Genomic DNA, 24,575 nt, shown 5'->3' with positions numbered 1-24,575 from the left:
TTTTCATTGAAAAACGCTTGGCTGGGGTTCCTGGAAGCTTTTCGAACTTTCTGGGTCGCGCCTCAGCCTGAATTGCGGGTGCTTACGGACAAAGTAGGATACTAGCTTCGGGTTTGTGAGGCATCGACTTCCTGGCGCGTTTGCCCACCTCATGTGCACGTCCGGAGGTATCCACCTAAGGTTTGGTGGCCAATGCGGAACTTTTGGCAGGCCGAGAGCTTCTCCAAGCTCGAGACCACAGGAGGAACGAGTGGCCAATCCTGGAAGACTTGCGATCGCTATGCTGGGGGTCTTAGCTTATCAAAACCGCGACACGATCGCAGAGATGATCCGTGGAGCGGGAGAGCGCGATGCAAACAATCCGCAAGGGGGGATACTGGACCAGGTGTCCAGGGGCGTTGCCGGCACCGCGCTTGGCGATATTCTCGACCGTTTTAAAAATGCAGGTGCTGGCCCGAAGGTGGACTCCTGGGTTGGCACCGAGCCGAACGAGCCGATCGAGCCTCATGAGGTGGAAAAGGCTATTGACGCGCAGACGCTGGAGGCACTTTCAACGCAGACTGGCCTCTCGCGCGAGGAGCTCATTGCGAGGATCACCAGGGATCTGCCGGACGCCGTTAACCAGATGACCCCAAACGGCAAGCCGCCAGCAAATCACCGAACGAACGACTCGGTCGAGCCGACCCTACTAGACGACGTGCCACGGACCGGGAGCGGGACGCCGAAGCAATAGGAACAGGCTATGAGATATGGTCCCCATATTCTGCTGAGTTTACTTGTCACCATGGTGCCCACGTCGCTGCTCGGTGCTCAGGGATGGCAGGGCTTCGGGATCAAACATCTCGGCTTCGTGTTCGATGTTCCCCCGGGGTTTGTACTAACCCAGCGTTCCGACCAAGGGGCAGCCTTCGAGGGCAAAAACAAAGCGTTTCTCGCAGTATGGGGGGCGCAACTCGGCAAGGCGAGTTTTCGCACCGAGATAGAGCATCGCATGGCAGTGAATGAGCACGACGGCTGGAGGTTGACCTATAAGCGAGTGACGCCGCAATGGGCCAGCTATTCTGGGCTGAAGGACGGTCAGATACTGTATGTCCGGGCCGTCAAAGTCTGCGACGGCCGCGCGGCATTGTTTACGGCCACCTATAGTCGTGACGAAAAGCTCCCCTACGATCCGATTGTCGTTCGCATGGTAAGATCGCTAAGGGCCGATGGTTGTTAACCAAGCCGTATACAACACGGCTGGATGGCGCTGCTTGCATGTCCTGCTGGTAGGGCATCGTATCGATCTCCAGAGGCCGGTCCGATCAAAGCCCGACGTCAACGGTTGTGCGCCTCCTGGCTGCCCACGCTTGAGAGTCGCGGCCCTGGACGCGACCGCTCGCCGGCGAGGCCCTTCGCTGCCGGCATCGTCGAGACGGGTACACGTGAGCACGGCATCGAAGCTCCAGGAACAAAGTGGTTCCGCTAATGTTGGGAGAAAAATTAGCGGAAACTAATATGAAATTCTTACCCGTTCTGGAACCCTGCGACACCTGGGCGGTATTCGACACCACGACCGACGAACCGGCCGAGTTTGCAGGTGAGTGCCTCATTGGTCTGACAAAGGCCGCCGCTATTTGGCTCGCGGCAAGAGCCAGCGACGATGAAAGAAGAAACCGTTGCCGGCATGCATCGAGCATCAGCGTACTGGATAGCGGTAGGTTTCTTCAGCAGCAACCGCGTGAACAGTCGTGGGGGTGATGAGTGACGAGGCCATGGCCGCCATATTGGCCTCACGTGATGATGAAGTGCAGGTCCTCGGTGTATTCGACGCAGCGAACAAGAAAGAAGCCGCCCTTGAACTTCGCCGTCTTGGAGAGGCAGTTCACTTTTTGGCCAACGCGTCGGTATTGGGCTACGACGTTCGTTCTGCGATAATCTTTCATGGAGTTGCGGGAGCGCCAAACTTGAGGGCGAAACAATGTGAGCAACTTTGGGCGAAACACGGCGCGCTGCTGGTAAAGTCGGACTGCAGTTCTTGAGGGGCGGCTTGTCGGTGACGGGCTGGCCCGACTGTGTCTGCGAGTCCCACGGCTGGCTCGGCCTCGCTCGATCAGACTGCTTTACGGATGACCGCCTTGAACGGATCCATGTGAGGACATCTGGCCGGATGCCCCGATCAACTTGACCTCAGGTCACTGGATGGGCGATTGGGAACCGGCAGCGTGCTCGGGGGGAGAACGCGCCGACGGCCGTATTGCCTCTCCCCAAAGCGCCTCATGGCGCCTGTGGCGTTCGCCAAACTCCGAGCCGCTTTTTGACTAGCCGGATTTCAAGCTAAGACACTAGCCAATCACGGCATTTCTTCACGACCGCCAGAGCCATGCGAGAAGGACTGGATTTCATCCATGTCGATCTTCCCGTCACCGTTCTGGTCGATTGCAGAGAAGATTCTGCCGACAGCCTCCTGGACCTCGTTCTCGGACAGCGATCCGTCACCATCCGTGTCCAGAAGCGCCAGTACAAGTCGCATCCCGGTGCCGCGCATCATGCGAGGACCATGATTTCCGACCATTCCATGCTCACCGGCTGGACCGCCATTGCGGTGCCGCTGCCAACCGTCTCGATGACGGGAAGCTTCCTCTTGACGGTTGTCACCCTCCTCTTGCCGATTGTTACCTTCGTTAGAGCTCCGATCCTGTTGCATTCTCTCCTGGACGGCTTCCTCAATCATCTGGCGAATCATTTCATGCGTCGGCCCACCCGCCTGTCCGTTCACATCCGGCAGTTGCCCAGCTCCGGGCTGTTGGGTCGCCGGGGTTGGTGCAGGTGTTCCGTTCGTCTGGGCGAGCGCTGGGAAGGCCGCGAACATCAGAGCGGCGGCCGCGGTGGTCGTGCAGCGTGGAAATCTCATGACATGCTCCATTGGTTGGTCGTGGTCTGCCTCAAGCTGATTGGCTGGCCCCCAACTTGGAGTTCATTCCGATTGTTCCTCCCTGGAGATCGGGTCACGATGAAGTTACACGACCATGGAGGATGGGCTTCAACATACTGTGCCGACAGCAGCCGCACGTCATGGCCACGTGCAGTCAATTCTCGCCCAACGATGCAATGAGCTGCAGGCTTCGATCCCGACCAGGCAGCGTGGCAGGCTCTCGAAGAATGGCAGCACGCGCCCACGCGTCAGCTTCTTGCGAACGACAATCTCACCTCGTGGACTTGCAGAATCGGCAGCTGCAACGGCCTCATGCGAACCGACCGGGGCGAAACTGAAAAACAACGATTAAAGAGGTGTGGCTGGGGAACCTGGATTCGAACCAGGACTAACGGAGTCAGAGTCCGTGGGTCTACCGTTAACCTATTCCCCAGCAGGCGTGACAATCACCGTAAAAGTGAAAACCGCGCGGGCCGAACGGCTGAGCCGCTTGAGCGCTGCCTTGTAGCCGCCAGTGGAAAATAGTCAAGTCTGCTTTGCGGTTCAATTGCCAGGTTTCATCACCGGTTCCGAACACCAGCTTTTCCGGTGGCGTGCGAACCTCCAAGCCTCAGCTCTCCTTGCGGCTGAACTGCGAGCGTTCGAAGAACAGCACGATGCCCAGGCCCAGAAACAGCGGGACGATGAGATAAAACAGCCGGAACACCAGCAGCGCCGCCACCACGCCGACCGCGTCCATGTCGGAAAGCCCGGCCAGGAACACCACCTCGAAAACGCCGAGGCCGCCTGGCGCGTGCGAAATCTGGGCGACCGAGAAGGAGACCAGGAAGACGCCCAGCACGACGAAATAGCCGGGATTGTGCACCTCGGGCAGGGCGAAGAAGATGATCGCCGCGGCCGCGAGCAGCTCGATCGGGCCGATCAGCAACTGCCTGGCGACGATCGGCAGCGCCGGATAGTGCAACTGAAACCCGGCGATCCTCAACGGGCGCAGGTGCAGCCAACTGCCGAATACATAGGCTGCGATGAGGACCAGCATCGCAATGCCTGCCGCCTTCGACAGGCCGTGATGGGCGATGCCGGAAAAGCGGTCGATGATCTGCGGCTCGAACACCAGCACAAGGCCGGAGGCCAGTAACGTCGACAGTACGAAGGTTATCCAGCAGATCGCCACCAGCACCCCGACTTCCTGGCCGGTCAGCCCCCTTGTGCCGTAGGCACGGTAGCGAATGACGGCGCCGGAGAACACCGAGCCGCCGATATTGTGCGACAGCGCGTAGGTGGTGAAGGAGCAGAGTGTCACGAACAGCCACGACACCTTTTTGCCAATATGCAGCAGCGCGATGTGATCGTAGCCGGCTAGCGCCGCATAGGCGACGACCGAGCTCAAGCCCGCCAGCATCCAGCCACGAGTTGGAATGGCCGCCAGCCCATCCCAGACGTCGTCGAGCGAGATGCCGCGCAATTCATGCCAGAGCAGCAGCAGGGAGAAGATCACCGCGCCGATGCCGACGACCGGCCAGAAATAGCGTTTCCAGTTCATTGCCCGACTGCCATGCGTTGCGTATCCGCTTCCTTTCCGTCGAGAGGCCGTCCGCCCCGGATTTCCCATTCATTTCAGAGATGCCTCATTGAAGCCGGCTATTCAACCGCGAACACTTGTCGCGCCTGACGCCGTCCCTGTTTGCCGCGCGCCGCGACGGTGTTTCGCTACCAGCCCAGCCTTGCCGGTACATTACGCCAGTGCAAAAACAGGCCCGCGCACCCAGCCGGCAAAATTCAGCATGCGGCTCTTGGTGATCGGGCACGGCGCTGTTAGTCTGGCGGCAACTTGAAACATGCCAAAGCGCCTGCTGCGTCCTTCACCGGTTCGCGCGGCGCCGGAAGGAACGACAGTGGAAGACCGCGACACCGGCGCAGGCGCGCCGGAGGTGGGCGCGTCCAGCGCTTCCCTGGGGCCATCAGGCCCGGGGACAGCCGGTTGGCAGCAACGCCGCCCAACGGAGCCTCGCTCCGTGAATGGGCAGGCTGGCGACGCGACCCAGAAGGGCAAGCCCAAGAAACGGCGCAAGCGAAGGCGTGGACGCAAGGTTTTTGCGCGTGACGAGGCGCGCCCAGGGGACAATCAATCGCCGGTGCAAGGCAAGGCTCATGTCGCGGCGGTGGATTTGAAGCCTGTTGCCGCGGCGACAATCTCGCCCGCCGCTTCATTGCCTCGCCCCGAACAAGGCCACCGCCGGCCGCCGGTGCACGAGCTTCCCGTCTTCGCCGCGCTGGACCTCGGCACCAACAATTGCCGGCTGCTGGTCGCCGTTCCCACGCGTCATGGCCAGTTTCGCGTCATCGATGCCTTCTCGCGCATCGTCAGGCTGGGCGAGGGGCTCACCGCCAATGGCCGGCTCGGTCAGCCGGCGATGGACCGCGCGGTCGAGGCGCTGAAGGTCTGCGGCGATAAATTGCGCGGCCGCAAGATCAGGAAAGCAAGGCTGATCGCCACCGAAGCCTGCCGCACCGCCGAAAACGGCGTGGAGTTCCTCGATCGCGTCGAACGCGAGGCTGGCCTGAAGCTCGAGATCATCGACCGCCAGACCGAAGCCCGCCTCGCGGTTTCCGGCTGCGGTTCGCTGGTCGAGCGCGACACGCAGGGCGTTGTCCTGTTCGACATCGGTGGCGGGTCTTCCGAGATCGCGCTGATCGATCTCACCGGCCGCCGTTCGCCGCGGCTGGCCAATCACATCGTCTCGTGGACCTCGCTGCCGGTCGGCGTCGTCTCGTTGGCGGAACGCTTTGGCGGCCGCACCGTGACGCGCGAGATATTCACCGCCATGGTCGACGACGTCGCCGGCAGGCTGGCCGCTTTCGACGGCCGCGATCGGTTGAGCCATCTCAAGGCCGGCCCGAATTTTCATCTGCTGGGCACTTCGGGCACGGTGACGACGCTGGCCGGCGTCCATCTCGACCTCGAGCGCTACGATCGCCGACGGGTCGACGGCCTGTGGATGGACCGCGACAGCGTCGACCGCATGGTGGAGAAACTGGTCGGCTGGGATTTCCAGCAGCGCTGCGCCAACCCCTGCATCGGCGCCGACCGCGCCGATCTCGTGCTGGCCGGTTGTGCCATCCTCGAAGCAATCCGCGCCGTCTGGCCCTCGGAGAGGCTGCGCGTCGCCGACCGGGGCTTGCGCGAAGGAATATTGAGTGAGCTGATGGCCGATGACGGCGTCTGGCGCAATGACGGGCGTGCCAGGGCATCATGATCATGCTCAAACAAGAAATCAGGCAATGACGAAGAAACCGGAAAAGCCAGGATCCGCCAGCATTCGCGTGCTGAAGACGCGGATCAAGAAGAAAAGCGGGCTGAAGGAATCGTCGCGCCGCTGGCTGCAGCGCCACATCAACGATCCCTATGTCCAGCGCTCCAAGGCCGACGGCTATCGCTCGCGCGCGGCCTACAAGCTGATCGAGATCGACGACAAGCACCACCTCTTGAAGCCCGGCATGAAAGTAATCGATCTGGGTGCCGCCCCCGGCGGCTGGTGCCAGGTCGCGGCCGCGCGCACGAAATCGACGGCTGAAAACCCGCATGTCATCGGCATCGATTATCTCGAAATGGACGCCGTGCCCGGTGCGCCGGTGCTGCTGATGGATTTCCTGGACGCCGACGCGCCGCAAAGGCTGGCCGAAGCGTTGGGCGGGGACCCGGATGTCGTGCTGTCCGACATGGCGGCGCCGACCACCGGCCACAAGCGGACCGACCATATCCGCACCATGCATCTGTGCGAGGTGGCGGCCGATTTCGCGCTCTCGGTCCTCAAGCCGGGCGGCCATTTCCTCGCCAAGACCTTCCAGGGCGGCGCCGAAAATGAGTTGCTCTCGATGCTCAAGAAGAATTTCCGCTCCGTCCATCACGTCAAGCCGCCGGCCTCACGCGATGAATCGGTCGAGCTTTATCTGCTAGCCAAGGATTTTAAGGGGCGAGAGTCCGGTCCGCCGCCAGGCGGATCGGAACGTCCAGTGGACGTTCCGAAGGACTCGAGCGCCCGGAGCCATAGCGAAGGGCCGGGGGACGCCGACGGCTGAAAGGCCAGCTCCCCGCCGGTCCGCCGCCAGGCGGATCGGAACGTCCAGTGGACGTTCCGAAGAACTCGAGCGCCCGGAGCCATAGCGAAGGGCCGGGACACGCCGACGGCTGATCGCTCTGCGGCGACTTTGCCTCACTCTCCCGGCGATCTGACCGGTTCCAGCGTCTTCGGCGTCGTCAGCCGGCCATGGCCGGAGACGGCGTTACCGGCGTCGGGCGCCATCCGCATGAACGACAGCGACGCCGCCGCAGACACCGCCGCCACGATGAAGAAGGCGGTATGGAAGTCGCGCAGCGTCAGCGGGCCGCCATGGATCGAGGTCGAGACTTCCAGAATGCCGCCGGCGAGCGCCACGCCGAGCGCGATCGAGAGCTGCTGGAACACCGCCGTGATCGGCGTTGCCTTGCTGGTATCCTCGGCCGACACCTCGGCATAGGAGAGCGCGTTGACGCCGGTGAAGAACATCGAGCGGATGAAGCCGCCGACCAGCAATATGGCCAGCATCAGCGCATAAGGTGTTTCAGGGGTGAAGAGGCCGTAGATGGCGATCGATGCGGCAGCGACCAGCGAGCCGACGATCAGCACGCGGCGAAAGCCGACAACGCGGAAGATCAGCGCGGTGACGAATTTCATGCCGATGGCGCCGATCGCCGAGACAAAGGTGATCATGCCGGACTGGAATGGTGTCAGCCCGAAACCGATCTGGAACATCAGCGGCAAAAGGAACGGCACGGCGCCGATGCCGACGCGAAACAGCGAGCCGCCAAGCACCGACGACCGGAACACCTGGTTACGGAAGAGTTCGAGCGCCAGCAGCGGATTTTTGGCGCGGCGCGCATGCATGAGGTAGAGCCCGCCCGACAGCAGTCCCACGGCGATCGTGATGAAGCCGGTCGCCGGCGGCAGATAAGGCAGGCTGACCACAGACAGGCCAAAGACGACGCCTGAAGCGGCCAGCCCGCTCAGGACGAAACCGACGAAATCGAGCGGCGGCGTCTCGGTTGCCTCGGTTTCCGGCAGGAAGCGAGTGGCAAGCCAAATGCCGATCAGGCCGATCGGGACGTTGATCAGGAAGATCCAGTGCCAGGTGAAGTAGGTGGTGATGAAGCCGCCGATCGGCGGACCCACCAGCGGGCCGACCAGTGCGGGAACGGTCAGCCACGACATGGCGGCGACCAGCTCGCTCTTGGGCGTGGCGCGCACCAGAACCAGGCGCCCGACCGGGGTCATCATGGCGCCGCCAATGCCTTGCAGGAAACGCGCGACTACGAAGGCGGGCAGCGAACCGGAGAGGGCGCACGCCACCGAACCGGCAATGAACACTGCAATCGCGGCACGAAAGATGGTCTTGGCGCCGAAGCGGTCGGCCATCCAGCCGCTGATTGGAATGAAGATCGCCAGCGACACCAGATAGGCCGTCAGCGCCAGTTTGAGCGCGATCGGGCTGGTGTGGATGTCGATGGCGATCGCCGGCAGCGATGTCGCGATGACGGTCGAATCCATGTTTTCCATGAAGAGAGCGACCGCCAATATGAGCGGAATGGTGCGGTTCACAAGACGCGTCCGGACTGATTCTCTGTGTCGTCGGCTGGGGCAAGCCGGCACGCAGGGCGGTTATCACGGCCAGAGGGTGATGTCGTGTTAAATTGCTGTCACTTTTGTGCGACTGCAAGGATGCGGCCTTTCGCTTTGGCATGCCCCATGCCGGCAGAGATCCCTGCCAGGCAAGGGACACCTTGCATGGAACGACACACATCATTATTGTAGTGAATATAACTACTATGGGGACATTGCCATGGAAAAAGGTGTTTCGGCGGCCGATGCCAATCGCAGGTTTTCTCTCCTACTGCGCGGCGTTCGCGAAGGACAAAGCTACGTGGTGACCAGTCACGGGCGTCCGGTCGCTCGGATCGTGCCCGCGGATCATCAGGAGGGTGTGGCTGCCCGATCGCGCGCGGCGTTGTTGTCGCGCCTTGAGCGCCAGCCTGTCATGAATGCCGGGCAGTGGACGCGCGATGAGCTTTATGAGGACGAGCGTTGAAGATCGCGCTCGATACGAATATCCTTGCTTGCGCGGAAGGGGTGAACGGTGCGGAGAAGCGCGACATCGTTCTCGAATTGCTGCGCGATCTCCGGCAAGATGACGCGGTTATTCCTGTTCAGGTTCTTGGTGAACTCTTCAACGTTTTGATCCGCAAAGCAGGAAGACCGCCCCTGGAGGCACGGGATGCCCTTCTGAGCTAGAGCGACGCATTTTCCGTTGCCGCGACGACGCAAGACGTGATGATGATGGCCGCTGATCTGGCTACCGATCATCGACTCAGCATTTGGGACTCGGTCATTTTCTCCACGGCCTCGCAAGCTGGCTGTCGGCTGCTGGTCTCGGAAGATCTGCAAGACGGCTTCACATGGGGCGCGGTCACTGTCGTCAGTCCTTTCGCAGCGCCGCGTCACCCATTGCTTGATGCTCTAGCGGGGAAGCCTGGCGACTAGAACGCGGAACGACGCAACGATCGGCTTTTCATCCGTCCCGCGACGTGTTACCAGCCACCGCCAATCCTGAAAGGGAATAACGAGTCGGCGCTGTCCATTCCGGTCCAGCGCTTTTTCGCATTCAAAGGGCTGGCCATGGCAAAAATCATCGAAACGTCCACCGGCGCACTGGCGCTGACCTTTGACGACGTGCTTTTGCAGCCCGGTCATTCCGAGGTCATGCCCGGCCAGACCGACATCCGCACCCGCATCGCCGGCGACATCGACCTCAACGTGCCGATCCTGTCGGCGGCGATGGACACGGTCACCGAGGCAAGGCTTGCCATCGCCATGGCGCAGGCCGGCGGCATCGGCGTCATCCATCGCAATTTCTCGCCCGCCGAACAGGCCGAGCAGGTGCGGCAGGTCAAGAAATTCGAATCCGGCATGGTGGTCAACCCGGTCACGATCGGACCCGACGCCACGCTCGCCGACGCATTGTCGCTGATGCGCACCTATTCGATCTCGGGCATTCCGGTGGTCGAGAATGGCGGCGCCGGTGGCCACAAGACCGGCCGGCTGGTCGGCATCCTGACCAACCGCGATGTGCGCTTCGCTTCCGATCCGGCGCAAAAGGTCTACGAATTGATGACCCGTGAGAACCTGATCACGGTCAAGGAGAACGTCGACCAGGACGAGGCCAAGCGGCTTCTGCACCAGCACCGCATCGAGAAGCTGGTGGTGGTCGACAAAACGGGCAATTGCGTCGGGCTGATCACCGTCAAGGACATCGAGAAGTCGCAACTCAACCCGCACGCCACCAAGGATGCGCAGGGGCGCCTGCGCGCCGCGGCCGCCACCAGCGTCGGTGATGACGGCTTCGAGCGCGCCGAGCGTCTTATCGAGGCCGGCGTCGATCTTTTGGTGATCGACACAGCGCATGGCCACTCGCAGCGTGTGCTGGACGCGGTGACGCGGGCGAAGAAGCTTTCCAATTCCGTGCGCATCTTGGCCGGCAACGTCGCCACCGCGGAAGGCACGCGGGCGCTGATCGACGCCGGCGCCGACGCCGTCAAGGTCGGCATTGGTCCGGGCTCCATCTGCACCACTCGCATTGTGGCCGGGGTCGGCGTTCCGCAGCTTTCGGCCATCATGTCGGCGGTCGAGACAGCGCACAAATCAGGCGCCTCGGTGATCGCCGACGGCGGCATCAAATATTCCGGCGATCTCGCCAAGGCACTCGCCGCCGGCGCCAGCGCCGCCATGATCGGCTCGCTGCTTGCCGGAACCGACGAAAGCCCGGGCGAGGTCTATCTGCACCAGGGCCGCTCCTTCAAGGCCTATCGCGGCATGGGCTCGGTCGGCGCCATGGCGCGGGGCTCCGCCGATCGCTACTTCCAGGCCGAGGTGCGCGACACGCTGAAACTGGTGCCGGAAGGCATTGAAGGGCAGGTTCCCTATAAAGGACCTGTGTCTGGCGTGCTGCACCAGCTTGCGGGCGGACTGAAAGCCGCTATGGGTTATGTTGGTGGCCGCGACCTTGCCGATTTCCGCGACCGCGCCACCTTTGTGCGCATATCCAACGCCGGACTTCGTGAAAGCCACGCCCATGACGTCACGATTACCCGCGAAAGCCCCAACTATCCCGGCGGAGCCTGATTCTTCCGGGCTTTGGGGGAACTTGACCGCCACTGTGCTGCGCTTGTCGCGCCATGTCGGGGCGCTCTGCTTCCTCTCGGTGGCGGTTTTTGTCGCCATGACGGGGATGGAGTTCTTCTATTTTCGTCGACTGAGCGGGGGCCTGGCCTCGCTCGACATGCGCTATTTCGGATTCACGCCCGACGAAGGCATGGCCTGGCTGACGGCGCTTGGCCGGCGCGGCAGCGAGATCATCCTGGTCTGGCACTACCTGACCTTCGATCTTCTGTTTCCGGCGCTGTTGTCGCTGACGCTGGTCAGCCTGATCCTGGCAACTGGCCGGCGCCTGAAGAATTTCCGCGTGCTGCCGGGGCAGATGCAGGCGGTCTTCGCGCTGATCCTGGTGCTGCCCTATACGCTCGCCGACTACGCCCAGAACATCGCCGTGGCGCGCCTTCTGTCCGATTTCCTCTACGCCAACCCGGACTCGCTGTCCTTTGCCTCGGCGCTGATCGTCACCAAATTCGCGCTTCTCGCCGTCCCGGTCATCGTCATTGCCGCTTTCTGGCTGGCGGGCCAAAGACGTCGGAGTTGAAGCGGAGCAGGGCAGGGGCGGCTTCATGAACCAGACCACGATCTTCTGGCCTGTGCTGGCTCACGTGCTGCTGATCTACATCGTCTATATCGTCATGGGCCGGCGCCGCTATGTTGCTGTCAAGTCGGGTGAAGCCAAGGTCGGCCAGTACAAGGTTCGTTCGACCGAGCCGGCCTCTACTGTCACCGTCGCGAACAATTTGATCAACCAATTCGAACTGCCGGTGCTTTTCTACGTGCTGTGCCTGACACTGCACATGACCAACGGCGTCAATTACATCACCCTCGCACTGATGTGGATTTTTGTCGCGTCGCGCTATTTTCACGCCTGGTTTCACGTGACCAGCAACAAGCTGCTGGTGCGCAACCGCTCCTTCGTGCTGGGCGCGGTGGTGCTGGCGCTGGGCTGGATCTGGTTGGCCCTGCACTTGCTCGCGATCGTATGAGCTGCGCCAATCACCTTCACCAAAAGGGAAGGGGGAAAGGCCGGCGCTTATAGATCGAACACCGCGATCTTGCGATTGTCGAACTTGATGCCGATCTCGCCGCGTACCAGCTTCAGCGCGTGTTCGCCGAACACGGCGCGCCGCCATCCTTGCAACGCAGGCACATCGGCATCCTCGCCCTCGGCGGCGATGCGATCGATGTCATCGCTGGAGGCCAGCACCTTCGAGGCGACGCCCTGTTTTTCGGCGACGATCCTGAGCAGCACCTTCAACAGTTCCGCGGCCGCATTCGAGCCCTCGGGCGGCTGGAAGTTTTTCGGCAGTTTCGGCATTTGCTCCTTGGGCAGGGCGAGCGCGGTGTTGACCGCGCCGAGCAATGCCGTCGCCGTCGAGGAGCGTTCCCAGCCTTTTGGCGTGGTGCGCAGCTTGGCAAGGGCTGGCGCATCGCGCGGTCCTTGCTGCGCGATCTCGTAGATCGCGTCGTCCTTGAGCACACGGCCGCGCGGCACGTCGCGCTCGCGCGCCTCGCGTTCACGCCATGCCGCCACGGCCTGCACGATCGCCAGTTCCTGGGGCTTGCGAAGCCGCATCTTCAGCCGCTTCCAGGCATCCTCGGGGTGCGGATCGTAGGTCTCGCGCGAGGTCAGGACATCCATCTCCTCATTCAGCCAGTGGGCGCGGTTTTCCCGCGCCAGCTCGGCGTTGAGGTGCTGATAGACCTCGATCAGATGGGTGACGTCGGCCAGCGCGTAATCGAGCTGCTTGTCGGACAGCGGCCGATGGCGCCAGTCGGTGAAGCGCGACGACTTGTCGAGGCGCGCCCCGGTGATGCGCTGTACCAGCTGATCGTAGGAAACGCTGTCGCCGAAGCCGCAGACCATCGCCGCCACCTGGGTATCGAACACGGGGTGCGGAACGAGGTCGCCGAGATGGACGATGATTTCGATGTCCTGGCGCGCCGCATGGAAGACTTTGACCACCGCCTCGTTGGCCATCAGCCTGAAGAAGGGAGCCAGGTCGATGTCAGGTGACAGCGGATCGATCAGCGCGGTCACGCCGGGCGCGGCCATCTGGATCAGGCACAGGATTGGCCAGAAGGTCGTTTCGCGGATGAATTCGGTGTCGACGGTGACGAAATCCGACTTTTCGAAAGCGGCGAGAACGGTCTCGAGTTCTTTCTGGGTGGTGATGACGTGCATCAAATCGCTTTTGGCAGGAGTAGGGTCTTCCTAGATTTCAGCCGGGAAGGCTTTCGTCAAGCTGTGGCGCCACCGTCACGGTCCTTCCGGACTGTCTGGATCGCTATTTCTCCTCGCCAGCCGTGCGAAAATGGTCGACGTGCGCAACAGCGCCGTGAAGCGGCTGCGCTTGCCCGCCGGTACTCCAGAGCGTGCCTGCATGCGGTAGAGGATGACGGCAATGAAGATCGCGTAGACCACGGCGCTGAAGACGAACAGCGCGCTTGGCCCGAAATACTGCATCGCGGTCGAGGCCGCGAAAGGGCCGCCAATAGCGCCGAAGGAGTAGAACAGCATCAGGGCGGCGTTGATCAGCACGAACTCGCCGGCATCCGCGCGGTCGTTGGAATGTGCCGCCGACAGCGAATACAGCGGCATGGCGAAACAGCCGAAGATAAAGATGATGATGAAGTTGAGCAGCGGGTTGCTGCCGGCGATGAACACCAGCGCCAGAGCCGAAAGCATGGCGCAGCAGGTCGTCATCAGCAGCACCCGGCGCCGATCCCAGCGGTCGGAGAGGTAACCGAGCGGATACTGGATGATGGCGCCGCCGAAAATGCCGACGCTGACGAAGGTGACGACATCGCCGACCGACATGCCGATCTGCTCCGCATAGACCGGCGACAAGGTGCGAAAGGCACTGTTGGTGACGCCGACGGCGATGCAGCCAAAGCAGCCCAGAGGCGAAATCCGCCAGACGCGGGCCAGATCGAGCTTGACCTCTTCCGGCGGCGTCGGGTTGGAGCGGTCGCCGAGCGAGACCGGCACCAACGACAGCGTGATCATGATCGACATGATTGCGAAGATGGTGAAGCCACCGGCGCCGAAGACGGGAATCAGGAACTGGGCTGATGTCACCGATCCGGTATCGACCATCCGGTAGATCGCCAGCACGCGGGCGCGGTCGCGGTTGGTGACGCCGGAATTCAGCCAGCTTTCGACGATGGTGAACAATCCGGCGAAACAGAAGCCGCCGGCAAAGCGCACCGCGCACCACATCACCGGATCGAGAACCAGCACGAGCAGCAAGGTGCCGACGGAGGCGATCGCCGCCAGCGCCGAAAACGCCCTGATATGGCCCACCGCCTTCATGATGCGGGTAATGGCCAGGCAGCCGAGCAGGAAGCCGGCGAAATAGAAGGTGCCCATCAGGCCAATGTCGGAAGCCGAAAACCCTTCCTGCGCGCCACGCAGCGCGATCAGCGTGCTCTGCAGCCCATTGCCGCCGAGGAGGATGCCTGCGGCGAGAAGAAGCGGGATCAGGGGACGGATGGAGGACATGAAGGAATACAGCCGCTCATCGTTGATCCTTTTTGGACCATCGTCTCCGTCGATGCCAGCGGCAATTTGCCAATGAAAGGCAGCAATGCCTCGGCCCGAATTCAGCTCGGCGGATGAAACAGATGTCGATGGCGACCGGCAGCGCCGGTTAATCGGTCAGAGTATCAATCGACCCGCTCAAATGTGTCTAGGCTGGTCCCGAAGGCGCGCCATGTTCCAACCGTGGTCAGCTTTGCGGGCTCACCCTCGGCATCGGCTGAAAGAGCCAGGCCAGCCACCGTGTGCCACAACATCTCGATCTTGCCGTCTCGAAAAATGCCGGTATAGCTGACCGCCGCCGGCCCCGTCTTTCCTGACGCCGCGGAAGTAAAGCCGATCACATCCCCATGAGCGGCCCCGTGAAGAGGCACTTCCATCCCGGAAAAGCTGCTGTCGGGCAACGCTGTCTTGAAGACACCGCGGATCAAACCCTCACTATCGTCCTCGATAATTACAACCGAACCGTATTGATTGCGCCAAGTGCCCGCCAGGAAAACATGCTTGCCTCCTCTCAGTCCATCATGCGCTAACGCGACAGGCGGTTCACCGTTCCGCCACATGACCGACCATAAATTGAAAGCCGAAGTTCCAAGCTGAGAGATCGCCCCTCCGTCCCTTTGCCTTGACAAACCATGCCTCTCATGCGCTTTTCGCGCAAATTTTGGGCTGGGCTGCGATGCTTTGGCCCGCAACTCACAATCCCGGACTTTTATCCATGACCATGCACCGTTACCGCAGCCATACCTGTGCCCAGTTGCGAAAGAGCGACGTCGGCAATTCCGTTCGCCTGTCGGGCTGGGTGCATCGCGTGCGCGACCATGGCGGCCTGCTGTTCATCGACCTGCGCGACCATTACGGCCTGACCCAGATCGTCGCCGATCCCGATTCGCCCGCCTTCAAGGTCGCCGAGACCTTGCGCGGCGAGTGGGTGATCCGCGTCGATGGCGAGGTCAAGGCGCGCTTGCCCGAGACGGTCAACGCCAATTTGCCGACCGGTGAAATCGAAATCTTCGCTCGTGAGATCGAAGTGTTGTCGGCGGCCAAGGAATTGCCGCTGCCGGTGTTCGGCGAGCCCGATTATCCCGAGGACATCAGGCTGAAATACCGCTTCCTCGACCTGCGCCGCGAGACACTGCACAAGAACATCGTGGCGCGCACGAAGATCATCGCCGAGATGCGCAAGCGCATGGGCGAGGTGGGCTTCACCGAATTCTCGACGCCGATCCTGACCGCCTCGTCGCCGGAAGGCGCGCGCGACTTCCTGGTGCCGTCGCGCATCCATCCCGGCACCTTCTACGCGCTGCCGCAGGCGCCGCAGCAATACAAGCAGCTGATCATGGTGTCGGGCTTCGACCGCTACTTCCAGATCGCGCCCTGCTTCCGTGACGAGGACCCGCGCGCCGACCGCCTGCCCGGCGAATTCTACCAGCTCGACCTCGAAATGAGTTTCGTCGAGCAGGACGACGTGCTGTCGACCATGGAACCGGTGATGCGCGGTGTCTTCGAGGCCTTCGCCAACGGCAAGCCGGTGACGCAGAAATTCCAGCGCATCCCCTATGATGTCGCCATGCGCAAATACGGGTCCGACAAGCCGGACTTGCGCAATCCGATCGAGATGCAAGCCGTCTCCGACCATTTTCGCGATTCCGGCTTCAAGGTGTTCGCCAACATCCTGGTCAACGATCCGAAGGCCGAGGTGTGGGGCATTCCCGCCAAGACCGGCGGCAGCCGCGCCTTTTGCGACCGCATGAATAGCTGGGCGCAAGGCGAGGGCCAGCCGGGGCTGGGCTACATCTTCTGGCGCAAGGAAGGCGACAAGCTCGAAGGCGCCGGCCCGCTCGCCAAGAACATCGGCGAGGAACGTACCGAGGCGATCCGCCTGCAGCTCGGCCTTGCCGACGGCGACGCCGCTTTCTTCGTCGCCGGTGATCCGAAGAAGTTCGTGTCGTTCGCCGGCGCGGCGCGCACCCGTGCCGGCGAGGAGCTGAACCTCGTCGACCGCGAACGCTTCGAACTGTGCTGGATCGTCGACTTCCCGTTCTTCGAATGGAACGAGGAGGAGAAGAAGATCGACTTCGCCCACAACCCGTTCTCGATGCCGCAGGGTGGCATCGACGCGCTGAACGGCGAGGATCTGCTCGGTATCAAGGCCTTCCAGTACGACATGGTGTGCAACGGTTTCGAGATCGCCAGCGGCGGTATCCGCAACCATTTGCCCGAAACCATGGTCAAGGCGTTCGAGACAGTCGGGCTCGACCGTGCCACGGTCGAGGAACGCTTTGGCGGTCTCTACCGTGCCTTCCAGTATGGCGCGCCGCCGCATGGCGGCATGGCCGCCGGCGTCGACCGCGTCGTCATGCTGCTGGTCGGGGCGAAGAACCTGCGCGAAATCACCATGTTCCCGATGAACCAGCAGGCTTACGACCTGTTGATGAACGCGCCGTCGGAAGCCTCGCCGCAGCAGCTTCGCGAACTGGCGCTGCGGGTAGCGCCGACCAAGAAGGACTGACGGGTGCAACTGCCCTTTCTCCCCGTCACTATACGGGGAGAAATGTCCGGCAGGACAATGAGGGGCAGCGCGGATGCTGGCGATTTGCGAGCGATCGTAGCAGCCGGGGCCTTCTGACAGGCAATCGTTTCAGACTGGAATTCATATTCGCAAGCGTCGGCGCTGCCCCTCATCCGCCTGCCGCACCTTCTCCCCGTATAGTGACGGGGAGAAGGCAGCTAATTCGATCAGTCCTCGTTCGCCTTGACGCTGACGCCGAGCGTCTTCGGCAGGTCGAGCGGGTTGGACATGGCGCCCGCCATGATCAGCGCGAACGGCACCGATGCCGGCGGCTCGGCCGAGATTTCGAGGCTCTTCGGATCGTCGAGATATTTGCTGACAGCCGCCGTAACCTGGGCCGTCAGCTCGGGATTGTTGAGCTGCGCCATGCCGAACGGCACGATTGCCTTGGCCTGGTTGGCGATGTCCTTGGCCGACATGCCCTGCTGCTTGCCGACATAGTCCAGCACCTTGCCGGTCAGCGAATCGTCGTCGAAGCGGATCGATGCGCTGTTGAACGAAAGCTGCTGCAACAGGCCGAGCATGGCCATGCCTTGCGCCGAATTGTCGGCGCCTTCCGGCTGTGCGGCCATCTTCTTCTGCATTTCCTGCAGCGACTTGATGAAGTCGATCGTGTAGCCGCCGAGGTCGAACGTCATGCCGAGCGTGCCGGCATTCTCGACGGAGATGTCGTATTTCGACAGCTCCATCTTGCCGTCCGACGGCTGCCAGGTGCCGGCCATTTCAAGATTGCCCGAGATGTTCTGGTAGCCGAGCGCGTTGATGACCTCCTTGGACTTGGGATCCTCGACCAGCGAGAGATCGGCCGTGAACTTCTCCGTGTTGGCGGTGAATTCCATCGCCTTGCCGTCGGCGGGCGGCGTGATCTGGATGGCAAGGCCGTCCATCGAAAAGGCGGTCTTGTCGGCGACCTTGACCGTCATGTTCGAGAGTTCAGCGGATTTGTACATCATCAGCGAGCCAAGCGGGCTGGTGGAGCCGTCGGCCGGCACCGTCATGTCGTGGATGACGAAGGGGCTGAGATCGAGGGTGACGCCGTCCTTGCTGTGTTCGAAGGCCGAGGTCGACACGGTGCCGATATCATAGCCGCCATTGGCTTCGGTGATGTTCTCGAGCTTGACGTCGCCGATCGTCAGCGCTTCCTTTTCCGCGGCCGGTTTCACCGACACGCCCTGCAGCACCATGCTGGTGTTGTCGCCGGTCACGCCGGTCCAGGAGATGTTGACGCCCTGTGCGGAGAGTGCTGCCTTCAGCCGGTCAGCGACCGCGGCGTCCTGGGCAAGGGCCGCATTCAGCGGCAGCGTGAGCAAGAAGGTCGAAAGTGCGAATTTCCGGAGAGTTGAGCGGTTGATTGTCATCGCAAGGTCCCTGAGAGTGTCCTGAAATTATTTTTCAATTCTTTGCGCCATCACCATTCCGTGACGAACTGGACGGGAAAAAGGCGTGTCCCGGCACAATGGTCGAAAATCGCGCTGAAAGGCAAACCCGATCCGAACGCTATTGGAGAATGCAGTGAATTTGGCATGAAGGTCGGGCCGCCAGCGTGCTTCGCAATAGATGCGGCATGTAACAGATTGATGTTGGCCGGCAAGCTCAACCTTGCGGTCTTCTGTTGCAGAATTGCGCGCAAATCGACTGCTCCGATGCGCGCCTCTTGCCGCGAATCACCCGCTCGGCTAGGTCCAGCCCATGGGAAAAAGGCTTTTGCCGCCTGACAATGGCGGCGGCGATCATATCGAACCGGTCGACCTGAAGAAGGCGCTGGAAGAGCGCTATCTCGCCTATGCGCTGTCGACCATCATGCACCGGGCGCTCCCGGATGTGCGCGACGGACTGAAGCCGGTCCATCGCCGCATCATGCACGCCATGCGCCTGCTGCGCCTCAATCCCGACCAGGGGTTCGCCAAATGCGCTCGTATCGTGGGCGAGGTGATGGGCAAGTTCCACCCGCATGGCGACCAGTCGATCTATGATGCGCTGGTGCGGCTGGCGCAGGATTTTTCGATGCGCTACCCCCTGGTCGACGGCCAGGGCAATTTCGGCAACATCGACGGCGATAACGCCGCCGCCATGCGCTACACCGAAGCGCGCATGACCGACGTGGCGACCGACCTGCTTGCCGGCATCACCGAGGACGCGGTCGACTATCGGCCGACCTACAATGAAGAAGACGAGGAGCCGGTCGTGCTCCCCGGTGCCTTCCCCAATCTCTTGGCCAACGGCTCGTCCGGCATCGCGGTTGGCATGGCCACCTCGATCCCGCCGCACAATGCCGCAGAGCTCTGCGACGCGGCGCTGCATCTGATCGAGCATCGCGATGCGCCGGTGGCGAAGCTGATGGATTTCGTCCAGGGTCCGGATTTTCCGACCGGCGGCATCATCGTCGACAGCCGTGCCTCGATCCTCGAAGCCTATGAGACCGGCCGCGGCGGGTTTCGCGTGCGGTCGAAATGGAACCAGGAAGACCAGGGCAGGGGCACCTGGAGCATTGTCGTCACCGAAATCCCCTATGGGGTGCAGAAGGCGCGGCTGATCGAGAAGATCGCCGAGCTGTTGATGGCCCGCAAGCTGCCGCTGCTCGAGGATATCAGGGACGAAAGCGCCGAGGACATCCGCGTCGTGCTGGTGCCGAAGAGCCGTTCGGTCGACCCAGGCATCCTGATGGAATCGCTGTTCAAGCTGACCGAGCTCGAAAGCCGTTTCCCGCTCAACATGAATGTGCTGTCGCGCGGCAAGGTGCCCAACGTGCTGTCGCTGAAGGGCGTGCTGCAGGAATGGCTGGACCACCGCCGCGACGTCCTCATCCGTCGCTCGAAATTTCGCCTCGGCGAGATCGAGAGGCGGCTGGAAATCCTTGCCGGCTACCTGATCGCCTATATCAACATCGACGAGGTGATCAGGATCATCCGCGAGGAGGATGAGCCCAAGCAGGTCATGATGGCCCGCTGGTCGCTCACCGACACCCAGGCCGAAGCGATCCTCAACATGCGGCTGCGCGCCTTGCGCAAGCTGGAAGAATTCGAGATCCGCAAGGAATTCGACGGCCTGACCGCCGAGAAGAAGCAGATCGAGGCACTGCTGGCGTCCGATGCCAAGCAATGGTCGACCATCAAGTGGGAAGTCACTCAGGTTCGCGACAAGTTCGGTCCGGAAACCGAGATCGGCAAGCGCCGCACGCAGTTCGCCGACGCGCCCGAGCACGACCTGACCGATATCGCGCACGCCATGATCGAGCGCGAGCCGGTCACCGTGGTGGTTTCGGAAAAAGGCTGGCTGCGGGCGATGAAGGGCCATCTGGCCGATTTTTCGACGCTGACCTTCAAGGAGGGCGACAGCCTCAAGCTCGCCTTCCATGCCCAGACGACGGACAAGGTGCTGGTCTTCACCACCGGCGGCAAGTTCTACACCATCGGCGCCGACCGGCTGCCGGGCGGCCGCGGCCATGGCGAGCCGATCCGCATCATCGTCGACATGGACAATGACCAGGACATCGTCACCGCCTTCGTCCACGATCCCAAGCGCAAGCTGCTGCTCGCCTCTTTCGACGCCAACGGCTTCATCGTTCCCGAGGAAGAGGTGGTCGCCAACACGCGCAAGGGCAAGCAGGTGATGAACGTCAAGGCGCCGGACGAGGCCAAGCGCTGCGTGCCGATCACCGGCGATCACCTGGCCATCGTCGGCGAGAACCGCAAGATGCTGGTGTTCGCACTCTCCGAAATTCCGGAGATGGGTCGCGGCAAGGGTGTGCGGCTGCAGAAATACAAGGACGGCGGCCTGCTCGACCTCAAGCCGTTCACGCTGGAAACCGGTCTCTCCTGGCAGGATTCGGCCGACCGTACCTTCACCCGGTCGCGCGAGGAATTGGCTGAATGGATCGGCACCCGGGCGTCGGCGGGACGGATGGTGCCTAAGGGATTCCCAAGGACTGGGAAGTTCGGCTAGAAGCTGCCGATCTCGTCCCTCGTGGGGGAAATGGCCGGCTGGCCAGAGGAGGCGCTGTCCCGCCAGCGCATCAAATGGCTGGCTACACCCCTCGCAATTCTCGGTCCTTAAGATCAGATCAGGGGTTCACGCCCCCTCTGTCCTGCAGGAAATTCCCACGAGGGGGAGATTGGCAGCTCCGCCATCACCATTTGGAGTATCGTCACGATTGCTGCACTATATCGGTGCATAACTGACCGGATGGGCCGGGGAGAACAGGGCGTTTGAAGGAAGCAAAGATCCAGAAGCCGGAACGGCAGCAGCGCCTCTTCGGGCTGTCCACACCGCTTCGTTCGGCCGTCATACCGCCGCTCTCGGCGGCGCGCTGGCTGCTGGTGCTGATCGTTGCCGCCGGCGTCTATTTTTTCCACGGCTTCCTGTTCCCGGTGCTGGCCGCCCTCGTTATCGCCTTCGCCAGCTGGCCGCTCTACCGACGGCTGCTGGTCGGCGTCGGCGGCAACCGAACCATCGCCGCCACATTTGCCATCCTGTTCATCCTGGCCTTCCTGGTGATACCGATCGCGCTTGCCGGCACCTACGCCATCAACGAGGTGCGCGAATGGGTCGGCTGGGCGATAGAGACAAACCGCCACGGTGCGGTGACGCCGCAGTGGATCGCCACCCTGCCTGTGGTGGGTGAGTGGCTGAACGAGCAGTGGACGACCAATCTCGGCCATCCCGGCGGCATCGGCGAACTGATCCAGCTGGTCAGCGGCGCCAATATAGGCAGCATCTACCGCGGTGCGCTCGCCGCCGGCGGCAGCGCTTTCAGCCTCTTTCTGACGCTGCTATTCATGATGATCGCCCTGTTTTTCGCCTATCGCGACGGCGAGAATTTCGCCGGCCAGATCGACCGCCTCGGCGAGCGCATCCTGCCCACCCGCTGGGAACGGATCTCGCGCGTCGTGCCGGCGACCATTTCCTCGACCGTGACCGGCATGACGGTAATCGCCATCGGCGAGGGACTGGTGCTGGGCATCGCCTACTGGCTGGCTGGTGTGCCGTCGCCGGTGACGCTCGGCGCGCTGACCGGCGTCATGGCGCTCATCCCAGGCGGTGCGCCATTGTCCTTCACCCTGGTTTCGATCTACCTCGCCGCCAGCGGCTCGCCGATGGCCGGCCTGGCGCTGTTCATATGGGGCACGGTCGAGCTGTTCATCGTCGACAAGACGTTGCGCCCCAAGCTCGTCGGCGGCCCGATAAAACTGCCCTTCCTGCCGACCTTTTTCGGCCTGATCGGCGGCGTCAAGACGATGGGGTTCCTCGGCCTTTTCATCGGTCCGGTGCTGATGGCGCTACTGGTCGCCATCTGGCGCGAGTGGCTGCGCGAGGTGGAACTGGCCGACGAGATCGTGCCGCCGAATGAAATCGAAGCCGGTCCACAAATCGAGGTCCTGCCCGAACCCAGCGTGGTCAAGAAAGCCAGCGCCTGAATCTCGACCTCTACGCCGGATGGTGTACCGCGAGGTCGCCGCGGCGCTTGCGCCCAACATGCAACTGCCAGAGCGAATGGGCGACGAGCGTGACGATCAGGATGCCGCCGCCGATCAGGCTGTTGCGGGTCGGCGTCTCGGCAAAGATCATCCACACCCAGATCGGCGCCAGCACGGTTTCGAGCAGGTAGAACATCGCCACTTCCGGTCCTGAAATGTATTTCGGCCCGGCGGCGAGGCAGAAGAACGAGATCGGCATGATGACGGCGCCGTTGAAGATGATCCACCATGGCGCGTTTACGTGAAAGCCTTCGCCGCTCACCATGAAGGCCGCCAGCCCAAGCGGCAGAAGGACGCCGATCAGCGAGGTGAATCCCATATCTTTGCCGCTGGCTCGCGAGAGGGTGATGGCCACCGCGATGAAGAAAGCCGAGCACAGCGCCATGAAATCACCGAACAGCTTGCCGCTGCCAACCGAACCGCCGACGATGACCAGCACGCCGAGGATCATGACCAGCATGGCCGCGATCGTCACCGCTCCCGGCCTTTCCCGTAGGAATATCCAGGACAAGAGTGCGGCGAAGACGGTGTTGAAGGCCAGGATGAACACCAGGTCGGCGGTCGAGGTGTGGAAGACCGCGGTAACGAAGGTGATCGAGGTCAGCCCATAGCATATCGCCACGATCAGCCCGGACCAGCCGGGGATAAGCGGCGGGACATTCCGGCTCAGCGCGCGCCAGACCGACCAGATGATCATCGCGGCGATGAAGGTGGTTCCGGTTCGCAGCAAAAGGATGGTCCACGCGCCGCCATCCGCAAGGCGGATCAACGGTATGTCGACGGTCAGTATCAGTCCGCCGATGGCGGTTATCAGAAGGCCCTTCTGGTGATCATGGTGAGAGGACATGCAGGAACTTTCGCAATTGAATTGCAGGCGGCCGGTCGGCGCAAGCGCGCACTCTCTCCAGCCGAGCGGCTGAAAGACCAGCATCCCCTGCCTTGAAACAGTTTAAGCGTGGATCGGGGGAAAACTCAGCGTCAGACCGCTTCGTTGGTATAGCGCTCCCAGCCTTTTGGGCCGAGATGCTCCTGCGGCATGAAGCGCATCTTATAATTCATCTTGCGCGAACCATTGACCCAGTAGCCAAGGTAGACATGGGGCAGCCCCATCACCTTGGCACGGGCGATATGGTCGAGGATCATGAACGTGCCGAGCGAGCGGCTTTCGAAATCGGGATTGAAATAGGAATAAACCATCGACAAGCCGTCGGCCATCTTGTCGGTGAGCGCCACCGCTATGAGTTCACCCTGGCCTTTGCCGGTGATGAAGGTGTCGGGTCCGCGCCGCCGGTATTCGATCACCTTGGTGTCGACATGGGTATCCTCGACCATCATGGCGTAGTCGAGCACCGTCATGTCGGACATGCCGCCGCGGCGGTGGCGGGCATCGAGATAGCCGCGAAACAGTGAATATTGTTCGGTCGAGGGCTCGGCGTTGTGCATGACGCCGACGAGGTCGGAATTGTGCTGCAGCACGCGCTTCATGTTGCGGCTGGCGGTGAACTCCTGTGCCAGGATACGCACCGACACACAGGCGCGGCAGGTCTCGCAGGCTGGTCTGTAGGCGATGTTCTGCGAGCGCCGGAAGCCGCCTTGCGTGAGCAGGTCGTTCATCTCCGAGGCCTTGTCGCCGACCAGATGCGTGAACACCTTGCGCTCGAACTGGCCGTCGAGATAGGGGCACGGCGACGGCGCGGTCAGGAAGAACTGCGGCGACTGGGTCGGGTGCTGCGTCATCGAGCCTTGGAAACACTCCTTCGAATCGCTCTACCTTTGGCTCCGGCGGCGAAAAATTCAACAGGATTGTGAAGGTGTGGGCAACTCAACA

The 24,575-nt window shown here is 62.1% G+C and carries 23 protein-coding genes, 1 tRNA gene and 1 pseudogene; 14 read left to right on the top strand and 11 right to left on the bottom strand.

The window, feature by feature from the left end; genetic code table 11:
• Positions 1-250 precede the first annotated feature (250 nt).
• The 4 genes from LB557_RS02675 (at position 251) to LB557_RS02660 (ending at position 2,021) form a co-directional block, all read left to right on the top strand.
• Entirely contained in the window at positions 251-733 is a 483-nt protein-coding gene (locus LB557_RS02675) for a YidB family protein (RefSeq protein ID WP_224641527.1), read from the top strand.
• Positions 734-742: 9 nt separating this feature from the next.
• Entirely contained in the window at positions 743-1,219 is a 477-nt protein-coding gene (locus tag LB557_RS02670; protein WP_140661918.1) for a hypothetical protein, read from the top strand.
• A 278-nt stretch (positions 1,220-1,497) separates the two neighbouring features.
• Positions 1,498-1,740, top strand: a complete 243-nt coding sequence (locus LB557_RS02665) for a hypothetical protein (protein WP_140717714.1) — start codon at positions 1,498-1,500, stop codon at positions 1,738-1,740.
• Positions 1,740-2,021 (top strand): hypothetical protein, encoded by a 282-nt coding sequence (locus LB557_RS02660; RefSeq protein ID WP_224641529.1) that lies wholly within the window; start codon positions 1,740-1,742, stop codon positions 2,019-2,021. Before LB557_RS02665 ends, LB557_RS02660 begins: the two co-directional genes overlap by 1 nt.
• Before the next feature lie 311 nt (positions 2,022-2,332).
• On the opposite strand, the gene LB557_RS02655 is transcribed toward LB557_RS02660, so the two are convergent.
• The 4 genes from LB557_RS02655 to LB557_RS02640 all read right to left on the bottom strand — a co-directional run bounded on the left by LB557_RS02655 (position 2,333) and on the right by LB557_RS02640 (position 4,457).
• Positions 2,333-2,893 (bottom strand): EF-hand domain-containing protein, encoded by a 561-nt coding sequence (locus LB557_RS02655; RefSeq protein WP_140746854.1) that lies wholly within the window; start codon positions 2,891-2,893, stop codon positions 2,333-2,335.
• 380 nt (positions 2,894-3,273) lie between these two features.
• Positions 3,274-3,347, bottom strand: a tRNA-Gln gene (locus tag LB557_RS02650).
• The gene (locus LB557_RS02645; protein ID WP_224641530.1) at positions 3,333-3,521 is read right to left on the bottom strand and encodes a hypothetical protein; all 189 of its coding nucleotides are present in this window, start codon (positions 3,519-3,521) and stop codon (positions 3,333-3,335) included. Before LB557_RS02645 ends, LB557_RS02650 begins: the two co-directional genes overlap by 15 nt.
• A gap of 3 nt (positions 3,522-3,524) precedes the next feature.
• Positions 3,525-4,457: a lysylphosphatidylglycerol synthase domain-containing protein gene (locus LB557_RS02640; RefSeq protein WP_224641531.1), complete on the bottom strand. Its 933-nt coding sequence runs from the start codon at positions 4,455-4,457 to the stop codon at positions 3,525-3,527.
• Between the two features lie 295 nt (positions 4,458-4,752).
• Between LB557_RS02640 and LB557_RS02635 the strand changes: the two genes are divergently transcribed.
• Both LB557_RS02635 and LB557_RS02630 read left to right on the top strand, forming a co-directional pair.
• Positions 4,753-6,171, top strand: coding sequence for a Ppx/GppA phosphatase family protein (locus LB557_RS02635; protein WP_263492389.1), 1,419 nt, complete (start codon positions 4,753-4,755; stop codon positions 6,169-6,171).
• A gap of 25 nt (positions 6,172-6,196) precedes the next feature.
• Positions 6,197-6,994: an RlmE family RNA methyltransferase gene (locus LB557_RS02630; protein ID WP_224713003.1), complete on the top strand. Its 798-nt coding sequence runs from the start codon at positions 6,197-6,199 to the stop codon at positions 6,992-6,994.
• A 134-nt stretch (positions 6,995-7,128) separates the two neighbouring features.
• Here LB557_RS02630 and LB557_RS02625 read toward each other — a convergent pair whose 3' ends face one another.
• On the bottom strand, positions 7,129-8,550 hold the full coding sequence (locus tag LB557_RS02625) for an MFS transporter (RefSeq protein ID WP_224642245.1): 1,422 nt from the start codon (positions 8,548-8,550) through the stop codon (positions 7,129-7,131).
• Positions 8,551-8,791: 241 nt separating this feature from the next.
• Here LB557_RS02625 and LB557_RS02620 point away from each other — a divergent pair, with 241 nt between their 5' ends.
• From LB557_RS02620 to LB557_RS02600, 5 genes and pseudogenes are all read left to right on the top strand, one after another.
• A complete protein-coding gene (locus LB557_RS02620) occupies positions 8,792-9,037 on the top strand; it encodes a type II toxin-antitoxin system Phd/YefM family antitoxin (protein ID WP_015318288.1) in 246 nt (81 codons plus the stop codon).
• Positions 9,034-9,489, top strand: a pseudogene (locus LB557_RS31700) (PIN domain-containing protein). Before LB557_RS02620 ends, LB557_RS31700 begins: the two are co-directional and overlap by 4 nt.
• 135 nt (positions 9,490-9,624) lie before the next feature.
• Positions 9,625-11,127, top strand: a complete 1,503-nt coding sequence (guaB, locus tag LB557_RS02610; RefSeq protein ID WP_015318286.1) for an IMP dehydrogenase — start codon at positions 9,625-9,627, stop codon at positions 11,125-11,127.
• 22 nt (positions 11,128-11,149) lie between these two features.
• The gene (locus tag LB557_RS02605; RefSeq protein ID WP_224642247.1) at positions 11,150-11,701 is read left to right on the top strand and encodes a hypothetical protein; all 552 of its coding nucleotides are present in this window, start codon (positions 11,150-11,152) and stop codon (positions 11,699-11,701) included.
• Between the two features lie 25 nt (positions 11,702-11,726).
• Positions 11,727-12,146 (top strand): MAPEG family protein, encoded by a 420-nt coding sequence (locus tag LB557_RS02600; protein ID WP_224642248.1) that lies wholly within the window; start codon positions 11,727-11,729, stop codon positions 12,144-12,146.
• 47 nt (positions 12,147-12,193) lie between these two features.
• Here LB557_RS02600 and rnd read toward each other — a convergent pair whose 3' ends face one another.
• The 3 genes from rnd to LB557_RS02585 all read right to left on the bottom strand — a co-directional run bounded on the left by rnd (position 12,194) and on the right by LB557_RS02585 (position 15,396).
• On the bottom strand, positions 12,194-13,345 hold the full coding sequence (rnd, locus tag LB557_RS02595; protein ID WP_015318283.1) for a ribonuclease D: 1,152 nt from the start codon (positions 13,343-13,345) through the stop codon (positions 12,194-12,196).
• 75 nt (positions 13,346-13,420) lie between these two features.
• A complete protein-coding gene (locus LB557_RS02590; protein WP_140874321.1) occupies positions 13,421-14,665 on the bottom strand; it encodes an MFS transporter in 1,245 nt (414 codons plus the stop codon).
• A gap of 164 nt (positions 14,666-14,829) precedes the next feature.
• Positions 14,830-15,396 carry an avidin/streptavidin family protein gene (locus LB557_RS02585; RefSeq protein ID WP_224642249.1) on the bottom strand — a complete coding sequence of 189 codons (567 nt, stop codon included), beginning with the start codon at positions 15,394-15,396 and terminating at the stop codon, positions 14,830-14,832.
• A gap of 29 nt (positions 15,397-15,425) precedes the next feature.
• Here LB557_RS02585 and aspS point away from each other — a divergent pair, with 29 nt between their 5' ends.
• On the top strand, positions 15,426-17,213 hold the full coding sequence (gene aspS, locus LB557_RS02580; RefSeq protein ID WP_224642297.1) for an aspartate--tRNA ligase: 1,788 nt from the start codon (positions 15,426-15,428) through the stop codon (positions 17,211-17,213).
• A 227-nt stretch (positions 17,214-17,440) separates the two neighbouring features.
• Here aspS and LB557_RS02575 read toward each other — a convergent pair whose 3' ends face one another.
• A complete protein-coding gene (locus LB557_RS02575; protein WP_224642250.1) occupies positions 17,441-18,631 on the bottom strand; it encodes a hypothetical protein in 1,191 nt (396 codons plus the stop codon).
• 331 nt (positions 18,632-18,962) lie between these two features.
• Between LB557_RS02575 and parC the strand changes: the two genes are divergently transcribed.
• Both parC and LB557_RS02565 read left to right on the top strand, forming a co-directional pair.
• Entirely contained in the window at positions 18,963-21,215 is a 2,253-nt protein-coding gene (parC, locus tag LB557_RS02570) for a DNA topoisomerase IV subunit A (protein ID WP_224642252.1), read from the top strand.
• Between the two features lie 263 nt (positions 21,216-21,478).
• A complete protein-coding gene (locus LB557_RS02565; protein ID WP_224642254.1) occupies positions 21,479-22,687 on the top strand; it encodes an AI-2E family transporter in 1,209 nt (402 codons plus the stop codon).
• A gap of 10 nt (positions 22,688-22,697) precedes the next feature.
• Here the strand turns inward: LB557_RS02565 and LB557_RS02560 are convergent, their stop codons facing one another.
• Both LB557_RS02560 and LB557_RS02555 read right to left on the bottom strand, forming a co-directional pair.
• Positions 22,698-23,594, bottom strand: coding sequence for a DMT family transporter (locus tag LB557_RS02560; protein WP_224642256.1), 897 nt, complete (start codon positions 23,592-23,594; stop codon positions 22,698-22,700).
• A 131-nt stretch (positions 23,595-23,725) separates the two neighbouring features.
• On the bottom strand, positions 23,726-24,484 hold the full coding sequence (locus tag LB557_RS02555) for an arginyltransferase (protein WP_224642257.1): 759 nt from the start codon (positions 24,482-24,484) through the stop codon (positions 23,726-23,728).
• Between the last annotated feature and the right edge of the window lie 91 nt (positions 24,485-24,575).

This window comes from Mesorhizobium sp. BR115XR7A, assembly GCF_020165315.1.
Taxonomy (GTDB): domain Bacteria; phylum Pseudomonadota; class Alphaproteobacteria; order Rhizobiales; family Rhizobiaceae; genus Mesorhizobium; species Mesorhizobium australicum.
The sequence above is the reverse complement of the archived record's forward strand: the minus strand, read 5'-3'. Positions and strand labels throughout refer to the sequence as shown.